This is a genomic window from Kitasatospora sp. NPDC048407, from assembly GCF_043200475.1.
Classification (GTDB): Bacteria; Actinomycetota; Actinomycetes; order Streptomycetales; family Streptomycetaceae; genus Kitasatospora.
Genome location: NZ_JBICXW010000007.1, coordinates 20,590 through 44,771 on the forward strand (window position 1 = coordinate 20,590; position 24,182 = coordinate 44,771).

24 protein-coding genes are annotated in these 24,182 nt (G+C 71.4%); 7 read left to right on the forward strand and 17 right to left on the reverse strand.

Going from position 1 to position 24,182, the window contains the following annotated elements; translation table 11 throughout:
- Positions 1-24 precede the first annotated feature (24 nt).
- The 9 genes from rplW to ACGFWJ_RS15705 all read right to left on the reverse strand — a co-directional run bounded on the left by rplW (position 25) and on the right by ACGFWJ_RS15705 (position 7,679).
- The gene (rplW, locus tag ACGFWJ_RS15665) at positions 25-342 is read right to left on the reverse strand and encodes a 50S ribosomal protein L23 (protein WP_100587177.1); all 318 of its coding nucleotides are present in this window, start codon (positions 340-342) and stop codon (positions 25-27) included.
- Complete coding sequence (rplD, locus tag ACGFWJ_RS15670) at positions 342-1,019, reverse strand: 50S ribosomal protein L4 (protein ID WP_387644451.1); 678 nt, start codon at positions 1,017-1,019, stop codon at positions 342-344. The genes rplW and rplD overlap by 1 nt, the downstream gene beginning before the upstream one ends.
- A gap of 5 nt (positions 1,020-1,024) precedes the next feature.
- Complete coding sequence (rplC, locus tag ACGFWJ_RS15675; protein WP_100587175.1) at positions 1,025-1,672, reverse strand: 50S ribosomal protein L3; 648 nt, start codon at positions 1,670-1,672, stop codon at positions 1,025-1,027.
- A gap of 14 nt (positions 1,673-1,686) precedes the next feature.
- Positions 1,687-1,995 carry a 30S ribosomal protein S10 gene (gene rpsJ, locus ACGFWJ_RS15680; protein WP_012785157.1) on the reverse strand — a complete coding sequence of 103 codons (309 nt, stop codon included), beginning with the start codon at positions 1,993-1,995 and terminating at the stop codon, positions 1,687-1,689.
- Between the two features lie 502 nt (positions 1,996-2,497).
- On the reverse strand, positions 2,498-3,691 hold the full coding sequence (gene tuf, locus ACGFWJ_RS15685) for an elongation factor Tu (RefSeq protein WP_030457430.1): 1,194 nt from the start codon (positions 3,689-3,691) through the stop codon (positions 2,498-2,500).
- A 199-nt stretch (positions 3,692-3,890) separates the two neighbouring features.
- The gene (fusA, locus tag ACGFWJ_RS15690) at positions 3,891-5,996 is read right to left on the reverse strand and encodes an elongation factor G (RefSeq protein WP_387644446.1); all 2,106 of its coding nucleotides are present in this window, start codon (positions 5,994-5,996) and stop codon (positions 3,891-3,893) included.
- Between the two features lie 39 nt (positions 5,997-6,035).
- Complete coding sequence (rpsG, locus tag ACGFWJ_RS15695) at positions 6,036-6,506, reverse strand: 30S ribosomal protein S7 (RefSeq protein ID WP_030457432.1); 471 nt, start codon at positions 6,504-6,506, stop codon at positions 6,036-6,038.
- A gap of 2 nt (positions 6,507-6,508) precedes the next feature.
- Positions 6,509-6,880, reverse strand: coding sequence for a 30S ribosomal protein S12 (gene rpsL, locus ACGFWJ_RS15700; protein WP_014144289.1), 372 nt, complete (start codon positions 6,878-6,880; stop codon positions 6,509-6,511).
- Positions 6,881-7,193: 313 nt separating this feature from the next.
- The gene (locus ACGFWJ_RS15705) at positions 7,194-7,679 is read right to left on the reverse strand and encodes a DUF1707 and DUF4190 domain-containing protein (protein WP_392950006.1); all 486 of its coding nucleotides are present in this window, start codon (positions 7,677-7,679) and stop codon (positions 7,194-7,196) included.
- Between the two features lie 288 nt (positions 7,680-7,967).
- Here ACGFWJ_RS15705 and ACGFWJ_RS15710 point away from each other — a divergent pair, with 288 nt between their 5' ends.
- The 7 genes from ACGFWJ_RS15710 to ACGFWJ_RS15740 all read left to right on the forward strand — a co-directional run bounded on the left by ACGFWJ_RS15710 (position 7,968) and on the right by ACGFWJ_RS15740 (position 15,938).
- The gene (locus ACGFWJ_RS15710) at positions 7,968-8,747 is read left to right on the forward strand and encodes an ABC transporter ATP-binding protein (RefSeq protein WP_392949503.1); all 780 of its coding nucleotides are present in this window, start codon (positions 7,968-7,970) and stop codon (positions 8,745-8,747) included.
- Positions 8,744-10,378, forward strand: coding sequence for a transporter (locus tag ACGFWJ_RS15715; RefSeq protein ID WP_392949506.1), 1,635 nt, complete (start codon positions 8,744-8,746; stop codon positions 10,376-10,378). Before ACGFWJ_RS15710 ends, ACGFWJ_RS15715 begins: the two co-directional genes overlap by 4 nt.
- Before the next feature lie 82 nt (positions 10,379-10,460).
- A complete protein-coding gene (locus tag ACGFWJ_RS15720; RefSeq protein ID WP_392949508.1) occupies positions 10,461-12,443 on the forward strand; it encodes a serine/threonine-protein kinase in 1,983 nt (660 codons plus the stop codon).
- A 74-nt stretch (positions 12,444-12,517) separates the two neighbouring features.
- Positions 12,518-13,816: a DUF2786 domain-containing protein gene (locus ACGFWJ_RS15725; RefSeq protein WP_387865983.1), complete on the forward strand. Its 1,299-nt coding sequence runs from the start codon at positions 12,518-12,520 to the stop codon at positions 13,814-13,816.
- 37 nt (positions 13,817-13,853) lie between these two features.
- Positions 13,854-14,879, forward strand: coding sequence for an ADP-ribosylglycohydrolase family protein (locus tag ACGFWJ_RS15730; RefSeq protein WP_392949511.1), 1,026 nt, complete (start codon positions 13,854-13,856; stop codon positions 14,877-14,879).
- A gap of 4 nt (positions 14,880-14,883) precedes the next feature.
- Positions 14,884-15,606, forward strand: coding sequence for a VWA domain-containing protein (locus ACGFWJ_RS15735; protein WP_392949514.1), 723 nt, complete (start codon positions 14,884-14,886; stop codon positions 15,604-15,606).
- Positions 15,607-15,668: 62 nt separating this feature from the next.
- Complete coding sequence (locus ACGFWJ_RS15740) at positions 15,669-15,938, forward strand: hypothetical protein (RefSeq protein ID WP_392949516.1); 270 nt, start codon at positions 15,669-15,671, stop codon at positions 15,936-15,938.
- Positions 15,939-15,957: 19 nt separating this feature from the next.
- On the opposite strand, the gene ACGFWJ_RS15745 is transcribed toward ACGFWJ_RS15740, so the two are convergent.
- The 8 genes from ACGFWJ_RS15745 to ACGFWJ_RS15780 form a co-directional block, all read right to left on the reverse strand.
- Positions 15,958-16,932 carry an ADP-ribosylglycohydrolase family protein gene (locus ACGFWJ_RS15745; RefSeq protein ID WP_392950007.1) on the reverse strand — a complete coding sequence of 325 codons (975 nt, stop codon included), beginning with the start codon at positions 16,930-16,932 and terminating at the stop codon, positions 15,958-15,960.
- Between the two features lie 33 nt (positions 16,933-16,965).
- On the reverse strand, positions 16,966-18,177 hold the full coding sequence (locus ACGFWJ_RS15750) for a cytochrome P450 (protein WP_392949519.1): 1,212 nt from the start codon (positions 18,175-18,177) through the stop codon (positions 16,966-16,968).
- 60 nt (positions 18,178-18,237) lie between these two features.
- Positions 18,238-18,987, reverse strand: coding sequence for an NAD-dependent deacetylase (locus tag ACGFWJ_RS15755; RefSeq protein WP_392949522.1), 750 nt, complete (start codon positions 18,985-18,987; stop codon positions 18,238-18,240).
- Positions 18,984-19,565 (reverse strand): hypothetical protein, encoded by a 582-nt coding sequence (locus tag ACGFWJ_RS15760; RefSeq protein WP_392949525.1) that lies wholly within the window; start codon positions 19,563-19,565, stop codon positions 18,984-18,986. Before ACGFWJ_RS15760 ends, ACGFWJ_RS15755 begins: the two co-directional genes overlap by 4 nt.
- Before the next feature lie 330 nt (positions 19,566-19,895).
- Entirely contained in the window at positions 19,896-20,570 is a 675-nt protein-coding gene (locus tag ACGFWJ_RS15765; RefSeq protein ID WP_392949528.1) for a response regulator, read from the reverse strand.
- A 14-nt stretch (positions 20,571-20,584) separates the two neighbouring features.
- Positions 20,585-21,745 carry a sensor histidine kinase gene (locus ACGFWJ_RS15770; protein ID WP_392949531.1) on the reverse strand — a complete coding sequence of 387 codons (1,161 nt, stop codon included), beginning with the start codon at positions 21,743-21,745 and terminating at the stop codon, positions 20,585-20,587.
- Positions 21,746-21,850: 105 nt separating this feature from the next.
- Positions 21,851-23,302: a WGR domain-containing protein gene (locus ACGFWJ_RS15775; protein ID WP_392949534.1), complete on the reverse strand. Its 1,452-nt coding sequence runs from the start codon at positions 23,300-23,302 to the stop codon at positions 21,851-21,853.
- 107 nt (positions 23,303-23,409) lie between these two features.
- Positions 23,410-24,081, reverse strand: a complete 672-nt coding sequence (locus tag ACGFWJ_RS15780; RefSeq protein ID WP_392949537.1) for a DUF4097 family beta strand repeat-containing protein — start codon at positions 24,079-24,081, stop codon at positions 23,410-23,412.
- Between the last annotated feature and the right edge of the window lie 101 nt (positions 24,082-24,182).

Sequence of the window (24,182 nt, forward strand, 5' to 3'; positions counted from 1 at the left end):
ACGATCGCAGTCCCTGACGTGGCGTCAGGAGACCGGACCACCGAAGATGTCGATGCGGTTGCCCTCGGCCAGCGTCACGATCGCGCGCTTGGTGTCCTTGCGCTTGCCGAAGCCCGTCTTGGAGCGCTTGCGCTTGCCCTGGCGGTTCAGCGTGTTCACGGCCTCGACCTTGACCGAGAAGACCGACTCGACGGCCTGCTTGATCTGGGTCTTGTTGGCACCCGGCGCCACGACGAACGTGTACTTGTTCTCGTCGAGGAGCGAGTAGCTCTTCTCCGAGATGACCGGCTTGATCAGGACGTCACGGGGGTCCGTGAACGTCTTGGAGGTGATCTCGCTCATCAGGCGGCAGTCCCTTCGAGCTCGCCCTCAGCAGCAACGGCCTTGGCGGACGCGGCCGGACCGGCCACGAAACGCTCGAAGGCGGCCTGGGTGAAGACCACATCGTCGGAGACGAGCACGTCGTAGGTGTTCAGCTGGCCGGCGTCCAGGATGTGCACGTTCGCCAGGTTGCGAGCGGACAGGATGCCCAGCTCGTCCTCGCGCTCGACCACCAGGAGGAGGTTCTTGCGCTCGGAGATCTTGCCGAACAGGGCCTTGGCGGCCTTGGTCGACGGCGCCTCGGTCGCGGTCACGCCGGTCACGACGTGGATGCGCTCGTGACGGGCCCGGTCGGTGAGCGCGCTGCGCAGGGCGGCGGCGATCATCTTCTTCGGGGTCCGCTGCGAGTAGTCACGCGGCACGGGACCGTGCACGACGCCACCACCGGCGAACTGCGGCGCGCGGGTCGAACCCTGGCGGGCGCGACCGGTGCCCTTCTGGCGGTACGGCTTCTTGCCGCCACCACGGACCTCGCCACGACGCTTGACCTTGTGAGTGCCCTGACGGGCCGCAGCGAGCTGCGCGACGACGACCTGGTGCATCAGCGGAACGCTGACCTTGGCGTCGAAGATCTCGGCGGGCAGCTCGACGCTGCCGGCCTTGTCGCCGGCCGGCGACAGAATGTCAATGGTGCTCATATCCTTCACAGCCCCTTCGCCGCGGTGCGGACGAGGACGAGGCCGCCGTTCGGACCCGGGATCGCGCCCTTGATGAGCAGCAGACCCTTCTCCGCGTCGACCGCGTGCACGGTCAGGTTCTGGGTGGTCACGCGCTCGTGACCCATCCGACCCGCCATGCGCATGCCCTTGAACACACGACCCGGGGTGGCGCAGCCACCGATGGAGCCGGGCGAACGGTGCTTGCGCTGGGTGCCGTGACCGGCGCCGAGGCCCTTGAAGTTGTGACGCTTCATGACACCGGCGAAGCCCTTGCCCTTGGAGGTGCCGGTCACGTCGACCTTGACACCCGCCTCGAACAGCTCAGCGGTGATCTCCTGGCCCAGGGTGTACTCGGAAGCGTCCGAGGTACGCAGCTCGACCAGGTGGCGGCGGGGGGTGACACCGGCCTTGGCGAAGTGGCCCTGGAGGGGCTTGTTCACCTTGCGGGGGTCGATCTCGCCGAAGCCGATCTGGACGGCGTCGTAGCCGGCCGGGCTGTCGGCGGTGTGGACCTGGGTCACGACATTGGGCCCAGCCTTGACGACGGTCACCGGGACAACCCGGTTGTTCTCGTCCCAGACCTGGGTCATGCCGAGCTTCTCGCCCAGGATGCCCTTCATCTGCTTAGCCATCTTCGGTGCGCCTCTCAGAGCTTGATCTCGATGTCGACGCCCGCCGGCAGGTCGAGACGCATCAGCGAGTCAACCGTCTTCGGCGTGGGGTCGAGGATGTCGATCAGACGCTTGTGAGTGCGCATCTCGAAGTGCTCGCGCGAGTCCTTGTACTTGTGCGGCGAGCGGATGACGCAGTAAACGTTCTTCTCAGTGGGCAGCGGCACCGGGCCCGCGACCTGCGCACCAGTGCGGATCACCGTCTCGACGATCTTCTTCGCCGAGGAGTCGATGACCTCGTGGTCGTAGGCCTTGAGCCGGATGCGGATCTTCTGTCCCGCCATGGCTACTCCGTAGTCCTTTGTGTCGTACGTTGCCTCGCGACCCACCTCCGACCCCCGCGCTCGGGCGTGTCGCACTCGCGCCTGCAAAAAACCGGCGAACAGATTCGTCGGCTTCAAACTGCTGGAGAGAGGTGAGCCGGGCTGATACCCCGCATACGCTTCCCGGAAGATTCCCGTACTTTCGCCCCGCAGCTGCCGCGGTGTCGCTTACACACCACTGCACCCACACACAGCACGTGGGCACATGAACGGCCATTCACGGGAACGACGAGTACATGGGACTCGCTTCCAGTCCTCCCGACGGGAGGCGCGCAGCATCGGTACTCAACCGAGCAACTCAGTCATCCTGCCACAGATTGCGGCCGATACGCCAATCGGTATCGCCCGCAGCAGTGCACGTCACACCGGGTGCGCCGACCGGCCCCGGACATGCCGAGGGCCCGGCCCCCTCCCTCGCGGGAGCGGACCGGGCCCTGCAGTTGACCAGAGGTCAGATCGGCAATTACTTGACGATCTTGGTGACCTGGCCGGCGCCGACGGTGCGGCCACCCTCACGGATGGCGAACTTCAGGCCCTCCTCCATGGCGACGGGCTGGATCAGCGCGACGGTCATGGCGGTGTTGTCGCCCGGCATGACCATCTCGGTGCCCTCGGGGAGGGTCACGACGCCGGTCACGTCCGTGGTACGGAAGTAGAACTGCGGGCGGTAGTTGTTGAAGAACGGGGTGTGACGGCCACCCTCGTCCTTCGACAGGATGTAGGCCTGGGCCTCGAAGTCGGTGTGCGGGGTAACCGAACCCGGCTTGATGATGACCTGGCCGCGCTCGACATCCTCGCGCTTGATGCCACGGAGCAGCAGACCGACGTTCTCACCGGCCTGGCCCTCGTCGAGCAGCTTGCGGAACATCTCGATACCGGTGACCGTGGTGGTGGTCTTGGTGGTCTTGATGCCGATGATGTCGACGGTCTCGTTGACCTTGAGGATGCCACGCTCGATACGACCGGTGACGACGGTGCCACGACCGGTGATCGTGAAGACGTCCTCGATCGGCATCAGGAACGGCTGGTCGGTGAGGCGAGCCGGGGTCGGGATGGCCTCGTCGACCGCGTGCATCAGGCCGAGGAGCTTCTCGCCCCACTCCTTGTCGCCCTCCAGCGCCTTCAGCGCGGAGACGCGGACGACCGGCAGGTCGTCGCCCGGGAACTCGTACTCGGAGAGGAGCTCACGGACCTCGAGCTCGACGAGCTCCAGGATCTCCTCGTCGTCCACCATGTCGGCCTTGTTCAGGGCGACAACGATGTAGGGGACGCCGACCTGGCGGGCCAGGAGGACGTGCTCCTTGGTCTGCGGCATCGGGCCGTCGGTGGCGGCGACGACGAGGATCGCACCGTCCATCTGGGCCGCACCGGTGATCATGTTCTTGATGTAGTCCGCGTGACCCGGGCAGTCGACGTGGGCGTAGTGACGCGCCTCGGTCTGGTACTCGACGTGCGCGATCGAGATGGTGATACCGCGCTGACGCTCCTCCGGCGCCTTGTCGATCTGGTCGAACGGCGTGAAGGGGTTGATGTCCGGGTACGCGTCGTGCAGCACCTTGGTGATGGCCGCGGTCAGCGTGGTCTTACCGTGGTCGATGTGACCGATGGTGCCGATGTTGACGTGGGGCTTCGTCCGCTCGAACTTCGCCTTCGCCACTGCAGTCCTCCTGAGGACAGTTCTGTACGCCGTACGACGTCAGTTGGTCTGGATCGGGTTTGGAACGGGGCGCTGGTCGCGCCCCATGCCGTCCCGCGGGTGGGGGTGCCGGAGGGCTCCCGGGCGGAACCCGGACGGGTGACGCCCGGGTGCCCTCCTTCTAGCCTAAAGGGTCTGATTCATCCCGATTACCGGGACGTCACTCGCCCTTGGCCTTGGCGATGATGTCGTCCGCCACGTTCCGCGGAACCTCGGCGTACGAGTCGAACTGCATCGAGTAGCTTGCGCGACCAGAGGTCTTGCTGCGCAGGTCACCGACGTAGCCGAACATCTCGGAGAGCGGCACCAGCGCCTTGACGACGCGGGCACCGTGACGCTCCTCCATGGCCCGGATCTGGCCACGGCGGGAGTTGATGTCGCCGATCACGTCGCCCATGTAGTCCTCGGGGGTGGTGACCTCGACGGCCATCATCGGCTCGAGCAGAGCCGGCGACGCCTTGCGGGCACCTTCCTTGAACGCCATGGAACCGGCGATCTTGAACGCGAGCTCGGACGAGTCGACGTCGTGCGCCGCACCGTCGAGCAGGGTCACGCGAACGCCCTGGAGCGGGTAACCGGCGAGAACGCCGAACTCCATGGCCTCCTGGCAACCGGCGTCGACCGACGGGATGTACTCGCGCGGGACGCGGCCACCGGTGACCTTGTTGAGGAACTCGTAGCCCTCGCCGGACTCGAGCGGCTCGATCGCGATCTGGATCTTCGCGAACTGGCCGGAGCCACCGGTCTGCTTCTTGTGCGTGTAGTCGATACGCTCGACGGCCTTGCGGATCGTCTCGCGGTACGCGACCTGCGGCTTGCCGACGTTGGCCTCGACCTTGAACTCACGGCGCATACGGTCGACCAGCACCTCGAGGTGCAGCTCGCCCATACCCGCGATGATGGTCTGGCCGGTCTCTTCGTCGGTGTTGACCTGGAAGGACGGGTCCTCCTCGGCCAGGCGCTGGATGGCGACACCCAGCTTCTCCTGGTCGCCCTTGGACTTGGGCTCGATCGCGACGCGGATGACCGGGGCCGGGAAGTCCATGGACTCCAGGATGACCGGCTGCTTCTCGTCGGACAGCGTCTCACCGGTGGTGGTCTGCTTCAGGCCCATGACGGCGATGATGTCGCCGGCGCCCACCGAGTCGATCTCCTCACGCTTGTTCGCGTGCATGCGGTAGATCTTGCCGATGCGCTCCTTCTTGCCCTTGACGGAGTTCAGCACCGAGGTGCCGGACTCCAGGCGGCCGGAGTACACGCGGACGAAGGTGAGCTTGCCCAGGTGCGGGTCAGACATGATCTTGAACGCGAGGGCGGCGAGCGGCTCGTCGTCAGAAGCCTGACGGACGATCTTCTCCTCGTCGTTGCCCGGCTTCGTACCCTCGATGCCCTCGATGTCGAGCGGCGACGGCAGGTACTTCACGACCGCGTCGAGCAGGGGCTGAACGCCCTTGTTCTTGAACGCGGAGCCGCAGAAGATCGGGGTGAAGGACGACTCCAGGGTGCCCTTGCGGATCGCGGCGACCAGCAGCTCCTCGGGGATGTCCTCGCCCTCGAGGGCGAGCTCCATCACCTCGTCGCTGATGTTCGACACGGTGTCGATCAGGGCCTCGCGGTACTCCGCCGCCTGCTCGGCCAGGTCGGCCGGGATCTCGACGGTGTCGTACATCTCGCCCTTGGGGGCGTCGGCCGAGTAGACCAGGGCCTTCATCTTCACCAGGTCGACGACGCCGGTGAAGTCGGCCTCGGCACCGATCGGCAGCTGCATGACCAGCGGGGTGGCGCCGAGGCGGTCCACGATGGTCTGCACGCAGAAGAAGAAGTTGGCGCCCGTGCGGTCCAGCTTGTTGATGAAGCAGATGCGCGGGACGCCGTAGCGGTCAGCCTGCCGCCACACGGTCTCGGACTGGGGCTCGACACCGGCGACGCCGTCGAACACGGTCACGCCACCGTCGAGGACGCGCAGCGAGCGCTCCACCTCGACGGTGAAGTCGACGTGGCCCGGGGTGTCGATGATGTTGATCGTGTTCTCAACACCGTCGAGGGTCCAGTGGCAGGTCGTCGCGGCGGACGTGATGGTGATGCCGCGCTCCTGCTCCTGCTCCATCCAGTCCATGGTGGCAGCGCCATCGTGGACCTCACCGATCTTGTACGACACACCGGTGTAGAACAGGATCCGCTCGGTGGTGGTGGTCTTGCCCGCGTCGATGTGCGCCATGATCCCGATGTTGCGGACCTTGGCGAGGTCAAGGGAGGTTGCAGCCATGGTGGCTCGTTCTCTCTCTGTCTAGTGACGGGGTTCGGACTACCAGCGGTAGTGCGCGAAGGCCTTGTTGGACTCGGCCATCTTGTGGGTGTCCTCGCGACGCTTCACGGAAGCGCCCAGACCGTTGCTGGCGTCGAGGATCTCGTTGAGCAGACGCTCGGTCATGGTCTTCTCGCGACGGGCGCGGGAGTAACCGACCAGCCAGCGCAGCGCCAGGGTGTTGGCGCGGCCCGGACGGACCTCGACCGGCACCTGGTAGGTGGCGCCACCGACGCGGCGGGACTTGACCTCGAGGGTCGGCTTGACGTTCTCCAGCGCGCGCTTCAGCGCGACAACCGGGTCGGCGCCGGTCTTCTCACGGACACCCTCGAGGGCGCCGTAGACGATCCGCTCGGCGGTGGAGCGCTTGCCGTGCAGCAGGATCTTGTTGACCAGCGAGGTCACCAGCGGGGAGCCGTAGACCGGGTCGATGATGACCGGGCGCTTCGGGGCGGGGCCCTTACGAGGCATTCTTACTTCTCCTTCTTGGCGCCGTAGCGGCTGCGAGCCTGCTTGCGGTTCTTGACACCCTGGGTGTCGAGCGAACCGCGGATGATCTTGTAGCGGACACCAGGAAGGTCCTTCACACGGCCACCGCGGACCAGCACGATGGAGTGCTCCTGCAGGTTGTGGCCCTCGCCCGGAATGTAAGCGGTGACCTCGATCCCGCTGGTGAGGCGCACACGGGCGACCTTGCGGAGAGCCGAGTTCGGCTTCTTCGGGGTGGTCGTGTACACACGCGTGCAGACGCCGCGACGCTGGGGCGAACCCTTCAGTGCGGGCGTCTTGTTCTTCTCGACCTTGTCCTGCCGGCCCTTTCGGACCAGCTGCTGGATCGTAGGCACCGTTTCTCCGTTTTCTGTGTGCCAAGGCTTGGTGGAACTAACCTGCGGTGTGGCCCACACCCTCCGACCCACGCGGTCGGGCGTGTTGGGCCTTCTTCGGGGGAAGAATCACGGAATCCCGAGCTGAGCTGCGTCATCGGCACAGGCCGAGCGGGTGGAGTCTCCGCTGCGGCGGCCGGTCTGCTGGCACGCACAAGGACCCGGGCACACCCCAGGCACAAGGTCAGAGCGTACCTAGCGCACAGGCGGCGGTCAAAACAAATGGGGCGCGCCGGGCCGGGCACCGCCCGGACCAGGCACGGCGGCCCCGCGCTCAGTGCGGCCCGCTGCTCGCCATCATGACCACCAGCAGGAAGAACAGCGCCCAGCCGGCGATCGAGAGCCAGCCGAACACCAGCCCCAGGATCGCCAGGCCGTCGCCGTCCTCCTTGGTGCGGCGGATCTGCGAGCGGGCGATGTGGCCGGTGATCACGGCGGGCAGGCCGGTGAGGCCACCGGTGAACAGCGTCAGGCTGCCGAGGATCGCCGAGGCCGTCGCCAGGCCGTTGCGCGGCGGGACGGGCGGCGGGAGCAGCGGTGGGGGCAGCGGCATGAAGGTCGCCGGGATGGGAGCGCCGAACGGGGCGACCATCGGCCCGGACGGCAGGTCGGCGACCAGCACGGACAACTGGCCGTAGGTGGCGGCCTGGTGGGCGGAGGTCAGCCGGTGCTCGTACTCGTCGGCGGTGATCCGGCCCTCGGCGTAGGCGGCCTTCAGCACGTCCACGGTGCGCTCGCGGTCGGCGTGCGCGGCGCGCATCGCGGACTGCGGCGTCGGCGCCGGGTGCCAGGGCTGCTGCCCGTACGGCGCCGGCGTTCCCCACTGACCGGTCATCGCGGCCACCTCCCGTTCCCCGCGCTGCGCGCGCGCTTCTCAGGATGCAGGACGAACGGCGGGTCCGGGTAGTTGCCGAGGTGCGGCGGGTGACCGGCGAACTGTCGCTCCCGTAAGGGGCAATACCGCCACATGGGGGATGGAAAGGTAAAGAAATGATCATAGGGTCGAGCGGACCGGCCAGGGACCGACCCGACAAGGAGACCACCCGCCATGGAGGCGACCATCACGCCGCCCGCTGTCTCGATCCGCGACCTGTGGAAGCGCTTCGGTGCGCAGACCGCCGTCGCCGGACTCAACCTCGACCTTCCGGCCGGCTCGTTCATCGGACTGGTCGGCCCCAACGGCGCCGGCAAAACCACCACGCTGTCGATGGTCACCGGCCTGCTCCGGCCCGACCAGGGCACCGTGCTGATATACGGCGCCGACGTCTGGCAGGACCCGGTCGCGGTCAAGTCCCGGATCGGCATCCTGCCCGAGGGCCTGCGGATGTTCGAGCGCCTCAGCGGACGCGAACTGCTCCAGTACAACGGGCGGTTGCGCGGCCTGCCCGGCCCGGAGACCGACCGGCGCGCCGAGGAACTGCTGGCCGTGCTCGACCTGACCGGCTCCGCCGACAAGCTGGTCGCCGACTACTCCACCGGCATGCGCAAGAAGATCGGCCTGGCCGCGGCGCTGCTGCACAACCCCGACGTGCTGTTCCTGGACGAGCCGTTCGAGGGCGTCGACCCGGTGTCCGCGCAGACCATCCGCGGCGTGCTCACCCGGTACGCCGCCTCCGGCTCCACGGTGGTGTTCTCCAGCCACGTCATGGAACTCGTCGAGTCGCTGTGCGACTGGGTCGCCGTGGTCAACGCCGGGCGGGTGGTCGCCGCCGGGCCGCTCGACCAGGTGCGTGGCGAGACCTCGCTGCAGCAGGCGTTCCTCGGACTGATCGGCGTCCGCGAGGACGACGGGCACGCGCTCGGCTGGCTCGGTGGGGGCCACCGGTGAGCACCACCTCCCCCACCGTCTCCCCCACCGCCGACGACCGGGCCGTCGTCCGCACGCTGGTCTCGCTCAAGGTCCGACTGCTGCGCAACGGGCTGCGGCGCAGCCCCGGCCGGGCCGCCGGCTACCTGGCCGGCACCTGCCTCGGGCTGCTGTTCGGCGTGTCCACGGCCGCCGGAATGGTGGTGCTGCGCGGGCACGCGGGCGCCGCCGACGTCGCCGTGATGCTCACCGCCGGACTGGCCGTCAGCTGGGCCGCCATGCCGCTGTTCTTCTTCGCCGGCGACGAGAGCGCCGACCCGACCCGGCTCACCATGCTGCCGCTGCGCCCGCGCGCCCTGCTGCGCGGCACCCTGATCGGCAGCCTGGTCGGACCCGGCCCGCTGGTCGGCCTGCTGCTGCTGATCGGCGCCGCCGTCACCGCCGGGCAGGGCGCCGCGTCCGCCGCCGTCGCGGTGCTCGCGGTGCCGCTCACCCTGCTGGTGGTGATCGCGCTGAGCCGCTCGGTGGCCGCCGCCAATGCCCGGCTGCTGTCCAGCCGGCGCGGCAAGGACTTCGCGATCTTCGGCGGCCTGCTGTTCGCGGTGCTGATCCAGCTCGGCAACCTGGGCATGCAGAGCTCCTTCCGGAGCCCCGACCAGGGCCTCGACCTGTCGGTGCTGCACCCGTACGCCTCGGTGCTGCGCTGGATCCCGCCGGTCTCCGCGATCGACGCGGTGCGCTCGGCCGGCGAGGGCTCCTACCTGGTCGCGGCGCTGCAACTCGCGCTCGCCGCCGGCCTGCTGACGGTGCTGCTGCGCTGGTGGCTGCGCAGCCTGCAGGCCCTGATGGTCTCCGGCGACGCCTCCACCCTGGTGGCGACCTCCTCGGTGCACTCCGGTTCGGGCTCCCGCGCCTGGCGGCTGCTGCCCGCCGGCCGGGCCGGCACCGTCGCCCAGCGGCACCTGCGCTACACCTGGCGCGAGCCCCGCGCCAAGGCGGCGATCTTCACCGGCATCGGCATGACCTGCGTGATCGCGGCGATGTCGGTGGTCCAGGGCTGGGGCTCGGTGTACGTGATCGCGATCGGCGGGTTGATGCTCGGCCTGCAGTCCGCCAACCTGTTCGGCATGGACGGCTCCGGGTTCTGGATGGTCGCCTCCACCCTGATCACCCGTCGGGACGCCCGCGACGAACTGCGCGGCCGGGTGTACGCCATCCTCGCCCAGGGCGTCCTCGTGCTGCTGCTGGTCGGCCCGGTGCTGGCTGCCGTCACCGGCAAGTGGGCGGAACTCGCGCCCGCGCTCGGCGTGTCCTTCGCCGCCCTCGGCACCAGCGTGGGCCTGGGCGCCGTGATCAGCGTGTACGCCCCGTACGCGGTGCCCGCCGACGGCAACCCGATGCGCAGCGCCGCGCCCGGGCAGAACGGCGTGGTGATGCTCAACGCCTTCGGTTCGATGATCGGCGTCTCGCTGGGCTGCGCGCCGATCGGCATCGCCCTCGGCATCCTGCTGATCTCGCACCAGTCGCCCTGGCCGATCCTGCCGGTCGGCGTGCTGTACGGCGCCGGGATGGCCCTGCTGGGCATCCGGGTGGCGTCCGGCGGGCTGATCAAGCGGCTGCCGGAGGTCCTCGCCCGGGTGATCGAGCGCTGACCGTCCCCTTCCGGCCCCGGGCCCGCCGCTATCATGCGTGCGCGCCCGGGGCCGACCCGTGCGCACGGGGGGAGGGAACACGATGCGCATCGCTGCGGAGGCCGGCCCGCACTACGGCTGGGTGGACAGCCCGCTCTGGCAGCAGACCGTGCTGCCGGTGCTCGTCATGCTGCTGGTGCTGCGGCTGATCACCGTCTTCGCCCTCGGCCGCAGTCAGCACGGCTACCGGGCCCGGCTGTTGAGCCGCGCGCGGCGGGCCCAGATCCGCACCCTGTTCGCCGGGGACGCCTCCCGCCGCCGGTCCGAACTGCGGGCGCTGTCCAGTGCGTACCCGCCGCAGCGGATCTCCTCCGCGGTGGAGCTCGTGCTGCCCGTGCTGATCGGCGGCGCGCTCACCGTGCTGATGTGGATCGCCGACCACTACCAATTCACGGAGCCGACGGATATCGCCGACCAGGTGATGGTGCGCACCACCCCGCCGTGGCTGGCGGCACGCGCGCTGCCGGCGCTGTTCGGCGGCCAGGGCGGGCTCGGCGCGGCCCTGACCGGTTTCGTGCTGACCGCGCTGTGGCAGCTGCTGTGGGCCCGCACCCGGTTCCTGGTGCTGTGCACCCGGATGCCGTCCGGCACCTGGGAGCACTCCTGGCTGCGCCGCTACCTGGTGCCGGTGCTCGCCGCCCAGTTCCTGCTGATGCCACTGGTGCTGCCGAACGGCGCGCTGATCGCGCTGGTGGCGTGGCAGCTGTGCTCGCTGTACGCCACCCGCCGGCTGAACCTGCTGCCGATGGCCGCCGCCGCGCCGCCGCTGACGGGTGTCGCCGCGTCCGCCGAGGCGCCGGCCGGGGCGGTCCGGGACACCGTCGACACGCTCGGTGCGGCCGCCTCCGCCCGCCTGCAGTCGATCCGCGAGACCCGCGCGGCGCAGCGCACCCGCCGCGAACGGGAGGCCGCCGCGCGGGCCGCCGCCGCGCAGACCGAGGCGGAGGTCGCCGCCCGGGACGCCGAGATCGCCCGGGCGGTGGTCGCCGAGTCCGAGGCGCTGCGGGCCGCCCGGGACGCCGAACAGGCCGAGGCGGCGGCCCGGTTCGCGGCCGAGCCCACGGTGAGCGGCTCCCCCGCCGCCGCGGCCACGCCGACGGTGCTGGGCAGCACGGTGCGCGACCGGGACGGGCTGCCGACCGTCGACGCCAAGCCGCTGCCGAACGGGGCGCCCACCGCGATCGGCGCGTACCGGCTGCTCGGGCTGATCGGCTCCGGCGGGTTCGGCACCGTCTACCTGGCGCGCCGTCAGGGCTCCGCCACCCAGGTCGCGCTGAAGACCCTGCACGCCGACACCGAGCACGACGAGGAACTGCACCGCCGGTTCGAGAACGAGGCGAAGGTGCTGGCCCAGGCGCCCGCCGCGCACACCGCGCGGGTACTGGACACCGGCGTCGCCGGCGGCACCCCGTTCATCGCCATGGAGCTGCTCGACGGCCGCCCCCTGCAGGCCCTGCTGCGCGAGCGCGGCACCCTCGCCGACCCGGCCGCGCTGCGCGCGCTCGCGGTGGCGCTGGCCGTCGCGCTGGACGCCCTGCACCGCGGCGGTCTGGTGCACCGCGACCTGAAGCCGTCCAACATCATGATGACCAGCGACGGCCCCAAGCTGCTGGACTTCGGCATCTCGCTGATGGCCGACCACACCCGGCTGACCCGGACCGGCGGCATGGTGGGCACGCCCGTCTTCATGGCCCCGGAGCAGCTGGCCGAGGGCCCGGTCGGCCCGGCGGCGGACGTCTGGGCGTGGGCCTGCTGCCTGGTCTGCGCGGCGTACGGCGAGAGCCCGTTCGCCACCGCCAACCAGTACGCCGTGTACCACCGGATCGTCAACGAGGCCCCGTCCCCGGCCGGGATCGCCGCCGTCCGCGCGCTCGACCCGGCGCTGGCCGACGCCGTCGAGCGCGCCCTCGCCAAGGACCTCGCCGACCGCCCCGCCGACGGGGCGGCGCTGCTGGCGCTGCTCACCGCCGACGGCACCCCGGCGCAGCGGCAGATCGCCCGCGGCTGGGAGGCCCTGGCCGGCTGACGGACTCGCCGGTCGGCGCGCTCCGGCATCATGGGGAGCGCCCCTCCCCCGTGCCCCCAGGAAGCAGGACCACCGTGACCAGCACCGATCAGCCCGTGGACGAGCTGCTGGCGGAGGCGGTGGGCCGGGTGACGGGCGCGCCGGCGGACGGGTTGGAGTTCGTGGTGGACGGCGCGGCCTCGCTGCTGGCGGCGTCCGCGGACCGGTGGCCGCTGGTGAGCCGGGCGCTGCTGGGCTTCGCGGACCGGGCGGTGGGCCGGTGCTGGGCGGCGGGCTGGCGGCCGGCCGACCTGGTGCGGGTGGCGCGGCGCGAGCTGGGCCCGGTGCAGGTCGCCCTGGCGGTGGACCTGATCGCCGCGGAGGGCCGCCGGCACCCCGCCGCCGCGCTGGACCGCCGGTGGCGGGAGCAGCTGCGGGAGTTGGAGGCGGAGCCCTGGTGGCCGTCCGACGAGGCGTACCTGCAGGCGTTCGCGGACCGGCACCGGCTGGACCGGTTCGCGCTGGCCACGGCGGTGCTGGAGCTGCTGCGGACATGGGCGCTGCTGCCGCCCGTCCAGCCGGTGGGCCCGGCGCCGGGGCAGTCCGCGCCGCGGGTGAGCGCGCCGCGCAGCGGGGAGCCGCGGATGCTGGGGCGGATCCGGGCGCTGCTGGCGAAGGCCGAGTCGACGGAGTTCCCGGACGAGGCGGAGGCGCTGACCGCGAAGGCCCAGGAGTTGATGGCGCGTCACTCGATCGACGAGGCGCTGCTGTCGGCGGGCGGCCCGTCGGCGGACGAGCCGGCGGCGCTGCGGATCGGCGTGGACAACCCGTACGAGGGCCCGAAGACGATGCTGCTGGACGCGGTGGCGGCGGCGAACCGGTGCCGGGTGGTGTGGGCGAAGGAGTTCGGGTTCTGCACGGTGATCGGGTTCGACGCCGACCTGGACTGCGTCGAGCTGCTGTACACCTCGCTGCTGGTGCAGGCGACTTCGGCGATGCAGCGGGCGGGCAGCCGCAAGCACAAGGACGGCGCGGCCCGGACGAAGGCGTTCCGGCAGTCGTTCCTGGTGGCGTACGCTGCGCGGATCCGGGAGCGGCTGGCGGAGGCCACCGAGCGGGCCACCGAGGACGCGGCGGCCGGGCGGCCCACCGAACCGGGCGAGCCGGGCGGTGTCGAGGACGGCGGCGGTTCGCTGCCGGTGCCGGCCCCGGACGGCGGGCTGCTGCCGGTACTGGCGGCCCGGGCGGAGGCCGTGGACGATGCGGTGGGCAGGATGTTCCCGAAGCTGGTGTCTCAGCGGGTGCGGGTGAGTGACGGCGAGGGCTGGGTCGAGGGCCGGGCCGCCGCCGACCGGGCCACGCTGCACCGGGGTTCGGGACGGATCGAGCGCTGACAGGGCGTCGGCGCAGCTCAACGAGGGGGGATTGCGGATGGAGTTCTCGGAGCGGGTGCGCGGCTCGCTGGTCGGCGGTGCGCTGGGCGACGCGTTGGGGTGGCCGATCGAGTTCCTGCGGCTGGACACCATCCGGCAGCGGCACGGCGAGGCCGGCCTGACCGACCTGGCGGACGCCGACCGCGGCGGCCAGGTCACCGACGACACTCAGATGACCCTGTTCACCGCGGAGGGCCTGCTGCGTGGCGGCCGCCGCGAGGACCTGCACGCCGCGTACCGGCGCTGGTTCCAGACCCAGCGGCTGCCGGGCCCCGAGCGTTTCCCGGACGGCTGGCTGGCCGGGCAGGAGTTCCTGTACGCGTCCCGCGCGCCGGGCAACGCCTGCATGACGGGCGTCGTGCTGGACTACACGGAGGCCGTCCCGTTCGGCCAGGAGGGCCCGGTGAACCCGGGCTCGAAGGGCTGCGGCACGGTGATGCGCTCGGCGCCGTTCGGACTGGCCGGCCTGGGTGCGGACGAGGCGTTCCGGCAGGCCGCGCTGGCCGCGCAGCTGACACACGGTCACCCGACGGGGTATCTGGCGGCCGGTGCGTTCGCCGCGCTGATCGAACGGGTGTCGGCCGGGGTGCCGCTGCGGGCGGCGGTGGCCTCGACGCTGGCGAGGCTGGTGGCGATGCCGACCAACGCGGAGACCACCGAGGCGCTGCGCCGGGCGGTGCGGGTGGCCGACGAGGGCCCGGGTTCGCCGGAGTCGGTGGAGCGGGTCGGCCTGGGCTGGATCGCCGAGGAGTGCCTGGCCGTCGCGGTGTACGCGGCGCTGGTCGGTGCCGACGCCCGCGAGGCGCTGGTGCTGGCGGTCAACCACTCCGGCGACAGCGACTCCACCGGCGCGGTCTGCGGCAACCTGGTCGGCGCGATGTACGGCCTGTCCGCGCTGCCCGCCGACTGGTGCGCGATCGTCGAGGGCCGGGACGTCCTCCTGCAGGTGGCCGACGACCTGGTGTCCCACGCCCGCGGCGACCGGGCGGCGCTCGCCGACCGCTACCCGCTGCCGGTCGGGTGACCCGGTGGGCCTGAGTCTGGAGAAGGTGTCGGCCACCGCGCCCGGCCTGATCGACCTGTACAAGTCCGCGCGGGTGAGCCTGACCAAGCGCGGGCTCCAGCACGCCCGGGCCGCCGTCTACCTGGTGCTCGACCGCTCCGGCTCGATGCGGCCCCACTACCGGTCCGGGGCCGTCCAGCACTTCGCCGAGCAGGTGCTGGCGCTCTCGGCGCACCTCGACGACGACGGCCGGGTGCCGGTGGTCTTCTTCTCCACCGGGGTGGACGGCATCGCCGAGATCTCCCTCGACGACCACCTGAACCGGATCGGCCGCCTGCACTCCGCGTTGGGGCACATGGGCCGGACCAACTACCACCTGGCGATGAAGGCGGTGATCCGCCACTACCAGCTCTCCGGCGCCACCGACCCGGCCCTGGTGGTGTTCCAGACCGACGGCGGCCCCACCTCCCGGGCGGCCGCCCGGGACATGCTCTGCCTGGCCGCCGAACTCCCGATCTACTGGCAGTTCGTGGGCTTCGGCGACCCCGCCGACCAGGAGTTCGCCTTCCTCCGCCGCCTCGACGAACTCCCCGTCCCCGCCCGCCGCCCGGTCGACAACGCCGGCTTCTTCCCCGCCGGCCAGGACCCGCGCGCCCACACCGACGCCGACCTGTACGACCACCTGCTGACCGGCTTCCCGGAGTGGCTCACCGCGGCCCGCGCTGCCGGAACCCTGGACGGCGGCTGACCGCCCTGTGCCGTGATCGGCCTGCATCACCGACGTCGGGGGGACGTGTGAGCCTGCTCGGCGTGCCGCTCATGGTCGCCTCCGTCGCGCTGGCGATCAAGCGCGCCCGCGACCGGCGGCGGTTCCGCCGGGACTTCCACGAGTACTCGCAGGTCTTCCCCTCGCGGGTCGCCGGGTGGAGCACCGCATACCTCTGCCAGCGCTGCCACGTCGCCTTCATCCCGGCCGGCTCGCTCGGCTCCCCCGAGGCGCAGGCCGCCCCGGTCCCCGCGTTCCGGGCACTGGTCGCGACGGTGGCGGCGGACCTCCGCTCGCGCGGGCTCCTGACGTAGCGGGACGTTCGCTCTGGCGTCAGTCCCAGAGCGCACCGAACGCGAGCAGCTCCTTGCGGTACTCGATCCGCTCCACCCACTCCTGCGGCCACGCGCCCTCGCCGTGCCGGGCGCCGGCGAAGGCACCGGCCAGGCAGGCCAGGGAGTCGGAGTCGCCGGAGGAGACGGCGGCGCGGCGGACGGCGGCGACCGGGTCGTCGGGGAGCAGCAGGAAGCAGAGCAGGGCGGTGGCGAACGCTTCCTCGGCGACCCAGCCCCCGCCCGTCCGTTCGCAGGGGTCGGCGTCGACCTCTCCCGCGGTGAGGGCGGCGTCGAGGCGGTCGAGGGCGAGGAGGCACTCGTCCCAGCCGCGGGCGATGAACTCCTGCGGAGAGCCGAAGTGGCCCCGGGAGGCGAGGTCGCCGAGCCAGAACTCGTCGTAGTGGGTGCGTTGTTGGTGGGCGTGGGCGCGCAGCCGGGCGGGGAGTTCGGAGGGGTGGGTGCCCTGGGCGAGCCAGCGGACGGTGAACGCGGTGAGTTCGCTGGCGGCCAGCGCGGTCGGGTGGCCGTGGGTGAGGCCGGACTGCAACTGGGAGGCGCCGGAGACCTGCCGGTCGGTCAGCTCGCGGACCAGGCCGAGCGGGGCGACCCGCATGTTCGCGCCGCAGCCCTTGGAGCCGATGTCGGACGCGTCCTGCCAGGGCCGGCCGGTGGAGAGCCGGAAGCAGGACCGCAGGCAGGTCATGCCGGGGGCCCGGTTGTTGTCCGGGGAGCGCCACCAGTCCACGAACTCCTCGCGCAGCGGCAGTTCGAGGCGCAGCGGGACGAGCGGGCCCTCGGCGAGGCCGGTGCGCAGGGCGCGGGCGAGTGCCAGCGTCATCTGGGTGTCGTCGGTGACCTGGGCCTTCTTCGGCAGCGGGAGCTGCCGCCAGTCGGGGCTGAGCAGCCCGATCTCGTCCAGGTTCAGGAACTCGGTGCGCTTGCCGATGGCGTCGCCGATCGCCAGCCCCAGCATCGCCCCTGTCGCCCGCCCCACGGCATGCCCCTCTCAGACCTCGACCAGCAGTTCCTTGAGTCCGCGGATCACGTAGCCGGGGTTCCACTCGGGTTCGCGCACCAGCGTCAGCCCGGGGGCCTTGCGGAGCAGTGCGCCGTAGGACTCGGTGAGTTCAAGTCTGGCAAGGGGCGCGCCGAGACAGAAGTGAATTCCGGCGCCGAAGGTGATGTGCGGGTTGTCGGTGCGGCCGAGGTCGAGCCGGTCGGGGTCGGTGAACCGCTCGGGGTCGCGGTTGGCGGAGCCGAACAGCAGCGCCACCTCGGAGCCGCGCGGGATCCGCACGCCGCCGACCTCGATGTCCTCCAGCACCCAGCGTTCGAACATCTGCAGCGGGGTGTCGTACCGCATCAGTTCTTCGATCGCGGTGGGCAGCAGTTCGTCCACCGCGCTGCGCAGCCGGGCGAGTTCGCCGGGGTTGCGGAGCAGCGCCCACCAGCCGTTGCCGGTGGTGTTGACGGTCGCCTCGTGGCCGGCGTTCAGCAGCAGCACGCAGGTGGAGATCATCTCCTGCTCGCTGAGCACCTGCCCGTCCTCGACGGCCTGGGCCAGCGCGCTGATCAGGTCGGTGCCGGGTTCCTCGCGTCGGCGGCGGATCAACTCCCGCAGGTAGGCGGAGAATTCGAGGCTGGCGGTGACCGCCCGGCGGGCGGTGTCCTCGCTCGGGTTGAGCTCGAACATGCCGGTGATGTCGGCCGACCAGGGCCGCAGCAGGTGCCGGTCCGCCTCGGGGACGCCCAGCATCTCGGCGATCACGGCGACCGGCAGCGGCTCGGCGACCTTCGCGATCAGGTCGCCGCCGCCGTCGGCGAGCAGCCCGTCGACCAGTTCGCCGGCCAGCCGCCGCACGGTCGGGCGCAGCGACTCCACCATGCGCGGGGTGAACGCCTTGGCCACCAGCCGCCGGATCCGGGTGTGGTCGGGGCCCTCCAGGTCGAGCAGGCCGAAGTCGTTGAGGGTGTGGAACGGCTCGTGCGCGGGGTTCGGCGCGCTCTGCCCGAACTCCTCGTGGCTGAACCGGTGCGTGTAGGTGCGTCCCAGCCGCCGGTCCCGCAGCAGCGCGTTGACGTCCGCGTACCGGGACACCAGCCACTGGTCGCTCGGTTCGTAGTGGACGACCGGCGACTGCTCGCGCAGCACCGCGTACGCCGGGTACGGGTGGGCCACGAACTCGGCCGACCACGGGTCGAAGGCATCAAGCGCCATGGAGTTGTCTCCCTGCTCGTCAGATCGCCATCGTATGCCGTCCGACCTGCGGGTTTGTGCTCAGGCCCGGGCCAGGTCGCCGTTCACCAGCCGCCGGACCAGCTTCGGCAGCGCCTCCGAGATCGGCTCGCGGATCACCTCGTGCGCGGCCTCGTCGTACGCCGTGGGCTCGCCGTTGACGACGATCAGCTTCGCGCCGCGCTCCAGCGCGATCCGTGGCAGCAGCGCCGCCGGCATCACCTGCAGCGAACTGCCCACCGCCAGGAAGACCTGGCACGCCTTGGCGACCGCGTCCGCCTGCGCCAGCACCCGCTCGTCCAGGGCCTCGCCGAACATCACGGTGCGCGGACGCAGCACCCCGCCGCACTGCTCACACGCCGGGTCGTCCTCCCCCGCCGCGACCCGCTCCAGCGCCGCCGCCATCGGACCGACCACCCGGCACCTGGCGCACTGCACCTCGGTGGCGGTGCCGTGCAGCTCGATCACTTTCCGGGCGGGCAGCCCGGCCGCCTGGTGCAGGCCGTCCACGTTCTGCGTCAGCACCCGCATCGGCACGCCCGCCCGTTCCAGGTCCGCCAGCGCCCGGTGCCCGGCGTTCGGCTCGGCACCGATCGCGCCGGCGTCCCGCCGCATCAGCCAGGACCGGCGGCGCACCTCCGTGCTCGCCAGGTACGGGCCGATCGTCACCATCTCCTGCGCGCTCGGATCGCGCTGCCAGAGCCCCTGCGGGCCGCGGTAGTCGGGAATCCCCGAGTCCGTGGAGATCCCCGCCCCCGTCAACACCGCCACCATCGAACGCTTCTCGCTCATGCCCCGGACGGTACGGCCCGCAGCCGGTTCTGACCACCCGTTATCACCGGCCAGAACGCCACCAGGTACAACGCCGCACCGACCGGCATGAAGTCCAGCGACGCCCCCATCAACACCGTGCCCACCAGCACCAGCACCGGGCTCCACCAGCGCACCACCCCGCGCACCGTCAGCCGCACCAGCAGCGCCAGCAGCCCCACGTACAGCATCATCGGCACCACCGTGTACACCAGCGGCATCACCCCCGGCACCGACTGCACCCGCTCGAACAGGTCCGAACGCGCCGCGTAGTCCGCGGAGACCGCGTTCGCGTACAGGTCGATGCCGCTCTGCGCCAGCCCGGCCATCACCCCCGCCAGACCCGCCCCCAGCCAGACCCGGCCCCAGACCCCCCGTTCACCACCGAGCCGCCACAGCTCCACCATGCCGAGACCCATCAGCACCATCCCCGCGAACAGCGCGAGGTGCCCGACCGTCCAGCCCGCCCCCACCCCCCGCGACCCCGGCACCAACCGCACCGCCCCGTATACCGCGAGCAGCCCCGCCGACCATCCCAGCGCCCGACGCCCCGTAACCATTGCCCAACCCCTTTGCGAGAGTGCCCTTTTCGACACCCCCAACCCTGCCGGGAGAGCCTGCGGCGCAACTCCCCCGCGACGGTGAAAGGTCCGCATCCCTCGCGAGGATGAGCCACCAGGGGCGCTGGGGGTACCCCCAGCGAAGCGAGGGGGCGGAACTGCGCGAAGCGGAAGGCACCCAACCGCAAGATCGCGACGCAGGACAATGACCTGCACGTGATCGCGACCTTGCGGACGTGGTGTGCGCTTGTCGCGCAGTTCCGCCCCCTCGGCTTCGCCTGGGGGTACCCCCAGTGCCCCTGTTCTCGCGCCCGCCAGCGTTCGAGCCCTCTACTCCCCCGCCGTCACCGCCCCCGCCTCGTACGCGAACACCACCGCATGCACCCGGTCCCGCAGCCCCAGCTTCTGCAGCAGGTTGCTGACGTGCGTCTTGACCGTGTGCTCGCTGACCACCAGTTCCGCGGCGATCTCGGCGTTCGACATGCCCCGCGCCACCAGCCGCAGAGTCTCCAGCTCCCGGGCGGTGAGGGTGCCCAGGAGCAGGCCCAGCGGCCGCGAGACAGCCAGCGCCCCGCCCGCCTTCCGCGCGGTGACCTCGCCGATGACCCGCCGGGTGACGGACGGCGCGAGCAGGGCCTCGCCGGAGTTGACGACGCGGACGGCGTGGGCCAGGTCGTCGCGGCGGACGTCCTTGAGCAGGAAGCCACTCGCCCCGGCGTACAGCGCGTCGAACACGTAATCATCAACATCAAAGGTGGTCAGCATGATCACCTTGCAACGCGGAAACTCCGCACAGACCCGGCGCGCAGCCTCCAGCCCGTCCATCACGGGCATGCGAACGTCCAGCAGCAGCACGTCGGGATCATGCACGCGCACAGCGTCGATCGCCTGCTGCCCGTCTCCCGCCTCGGCGACGACCTCGATGTCGGGTTGGGCGTCGAGGATCATGCCGAATCCGGCGCGGACCAGTTCCTGGTCGTCGGCGATCACCACTCGTATGGGCAACTGAACTTCCTCTCTCAGGCGTTGAGCGGCAGCACGGCAGCCACCAGGTAGCCCGGGCCGTCGGGCCGGGGGCCGGTTTCGACGGTGCCGCCGCAGGCGGCCGCGCGTTCCCGGATGGAGAGCAGGCCTCGTCCCCCGGAGCGCCCGTCGATCCCGGCCCCGACCGCAACAGATGGCCCCCTCCCGTCGTCGGCGACCGAAACGGTCAGATCGGCACCGTCCCGAACGGCGACCCGCACCACGACCCGGCCCGCCCCGGCGTGCTTGACCACGTTGGTGAGGGCCTCCTGGACGATCCGGTAGGCCGCGGCCTGCACCTCCGCGGGCCCGGTCTCCTCGATGCGGGCGTCGACGTCGACGCCCGATTCGCGGACGCGGTCGAGGACCCCCGCGAGTTCGGCCAGCCGGGGCTGCGGGGCGAGCGCGGGCACCGCCCCGTCCTCCTTGAGTACGCCGAGTACGCGCCGGAGCTGGACCATCGCGTCGCGTCCGGAGTCGGCAATGGCGTCGAAGGCGCGGATCGCCCGGTCGGGGTTGCTGCGCACGACCAGTGGGCCGGCTTCGGCCTGGACGACCATCAGGGAGACGGCGTGGGCGAGGATGTCGTGCATCTCGCGGGCGATCCGGCCGCGTTCCTCGGCGACGGCCCGGGCGGCGTCGCTGGCGGCGCGCAGCCCGGCCTGCCGGGCGCGTTCGGCCTCGACGCCGGCCAGTCGGCGCAGTTCGCGCACCAGCGAGCCGACCACGAAGCTGCCGACGGACACCACCAGGCTGAACAGCGCGCCGCCGAAGGAGTGGGTGCCGATCACGTTGCCGATCACTAGCACGGCCAGCAGCACGGCGCGCTGCCAGTCCTTGCCGCGGTCGGCGGCGGTGTAGATGGCGACCGCCATGGCGACCTGGATCTGCGGCATCGCGAAGTGCGCCAGCACGGACAGCGCCATGGTGGGCAGCGAGCAGATCAGCAGCACCGCCCACGGCCACCGGCGCCGCCACCACAGCGGCACCGATCCGGCGAGCGCCAGCGCGTACGCCCACCACTTCCCGCCCGCGCCTTCCGGGTCGGTCCACACGCCCATGACCGAGACCCAGACCGCCAGCGCGACCAGCGGCAGGTCCACCGCCCACGGCCGGGCCCTCCCCCAGGCCAGCAGGCCTTCCGTCCACTTCCCCATTCGCGCATCCTCTCGCATCGTCGGACGGCCGCCGCCCCTCCCCAGGGAACGCCGAAGGGCGCCCCCGACCGGGAGCGCCCTTGACGATGCGTCAATGACCGGGCGTCACAGCAGCCGCTTGATCTCTCCGCGCGCCCGGTAGAACCCGCCGGACGCGGACTCCCGCACCTCCGCCACCAGGTAGCGTGCTCCGGCGACGCGGACGTCCTTGGGGAACTGCACCCGCCAGGACGGGTCGAAGCCGGGCGACACCACCCGCACCCGCAGCCGGCTGCCGTCGGCGACGCACTCCACCTCGATGCCGCTGCCGGCCGCCGCGGTGACGCTGACGGTCTCCAGCACCGCGGACGACTCGACCCGGGCGAAGCCGCGGCCGGTGACCTCGGCGGTGGCCGGCAGGGTGCCCTGCTCGGCGGCCTGCACGGCGCCCGGCGAGGCGTCCAGGCAGGCCAGCGAGCCGTCGGTGGTGACGACGTACAGCCGCCCGTCGCGGTACTGCATGCTGTACGCGGAGCCGCAGCCGGTGCCGAGCTTCCACAGCCGGGTGCCGTCGGCGGCGAAGCAGTACACCGACGAGTGGTTGTCGCCGGCGAACACGTACTCGCCGTCCGGGGAGGCCGCGCAGGAGAACACCGCGGCGTCGCACTTGTACGCGGTGACCTCGGCACCGTCGGACTTGCGCAGCCGGTGCACCCAGCCCTGCGAGGTACCGGCGAACACCTCGTCCCGTTCCTGCCAGCCGAACAGCACCTGGCCCTTGGTCCGGGTGTGCCACTGCTGGTCGCCGCCGCGCTTCGCGTACCGGCTGACGCCCGCCGAGTAGCCGTGGTAGACGGAGTCGGCGTCGCAGCGCACCATCCAGCCGGCGCTGCCGTCGGCCTTCCGCCGCCACTGGAACTCGTCCTCGTGGTCGACGGTGGTCAGCCCGCCGCGCGCGTCGGCGACGCCGAGCACGCCGTCGTGGATGTCCAGCCAGTAGATGTCGACGTCCTGGGCGATCTCGTACGCCACCCGCGGCACCTTGCCGCCCAGGTCGTACACCTTGCCGTCGTCGCAGCCCGCGTAGATCCACCAGTCGTCGGCGACGATGCACTTGACGCCGTCGGGGAGGCCGAACCGGCCGGTGACCTCACCGTCCCGGGTCAGCGTGTAGACGTCGCCGCTCTCGTTGCCGACCCAGGCGTGGTCCTCGCCGACGTACACCCCGAACGCGGGCGAGCCGGAACGGAAGCGCCACAGCAGCGGCGCCTGGCGGGCGGTGGAGCGGGTCGAGGTGATCTCCCGGCGGGTCACCGCCCGGCGCTGGCGCACGCCCTGGACGGCCGGCGCGTAGCCCTTGCGGACCTTCTCGCCGATCTTCTTGGCGGCCGTGGCGGCGGCCTTCTCCGGGCTCGGGCACACCGTGGTCTTGGTCGTTCCCGGCTCGCCGATCCGGCCGTAGCGGATCGTCAACTCGGCGCCCACGACGGTGACTTCGTAGAACTTGTGGGCACTGCCCTGGTCCTCGGAGAGTTCCAGGTAGGTCACCTGCGGGTCTGCGGAAACGGTGGCAGACATGGCCGACGCCCCTTTCGGGCACAGAGTTCGGGGGGTGCCGGCGGGGCCCTCGCCACCTGCCGACACACCTCAATCTAGGCCCTGCCACCGACAGCCCCGACGGCCGGTCAGCTGTTGTACACCTGCACACCGCCGCTGTCGGCGCGGGCGATCACGACGTGCGGCGCGCCGGGGGTCGAGGGCACCTTCACCTCGGTGCCGCCGCTGTCGGCGCGCGCGTCCACCTGGTACTGCTCCCCCGACGGCACCTTCACCTGCACGCCGCCGGACTCGGTGGTTATCTCCGCCCGGGCCGGCGCCTCGGCGAACCGGGCGTTCACGCCGCCGGACTCCACGGACATCTTCACGTTCTTGGACTTCAGCCCGAAGGCGTCGATCCCGCCGGAGCTCACCTTGGCGTCCACGTCGCCCGCCACGTCGTGCAGCTGGATGCCGCCGCTGGTCTGCTTGAGCGTCAGCTTCGTCCCGGCCGGCACGTGCACCTCGTAGCCGATCCCGCAGCTGCTGCAGGAGTAGGTGAGCTTCAGCACCCCGTCCTTGAGCTCGTGAGTGCCCTGCGGCTCCTCGTCCTTCCAGGCGCGCTTCTCCACCACCCGCACCGGCCCGTCGTCGACCTTCACGTCGATCCCGCCACTGGTCCCGTCGACCACCAGTTGATCGACCTGACCGGGCACCTGGTACGACACCGTCTTGCGCTGCTCGTTGCCCCAGGGCCCGCAGCCCACCGCCCCGACCACCAGCAGCCCGACGACCGCCGCCGCCCCCATGATCCGCTTCACCGCGGCCTCCTTTCGACTTCCCCAAGTCTCCCGTTCCCCGGGGCCCCGGCGCCTCCCTCCACGGAGTGGTTCGGCCGCCTCCGTCCCCAGGGGGATCCCCT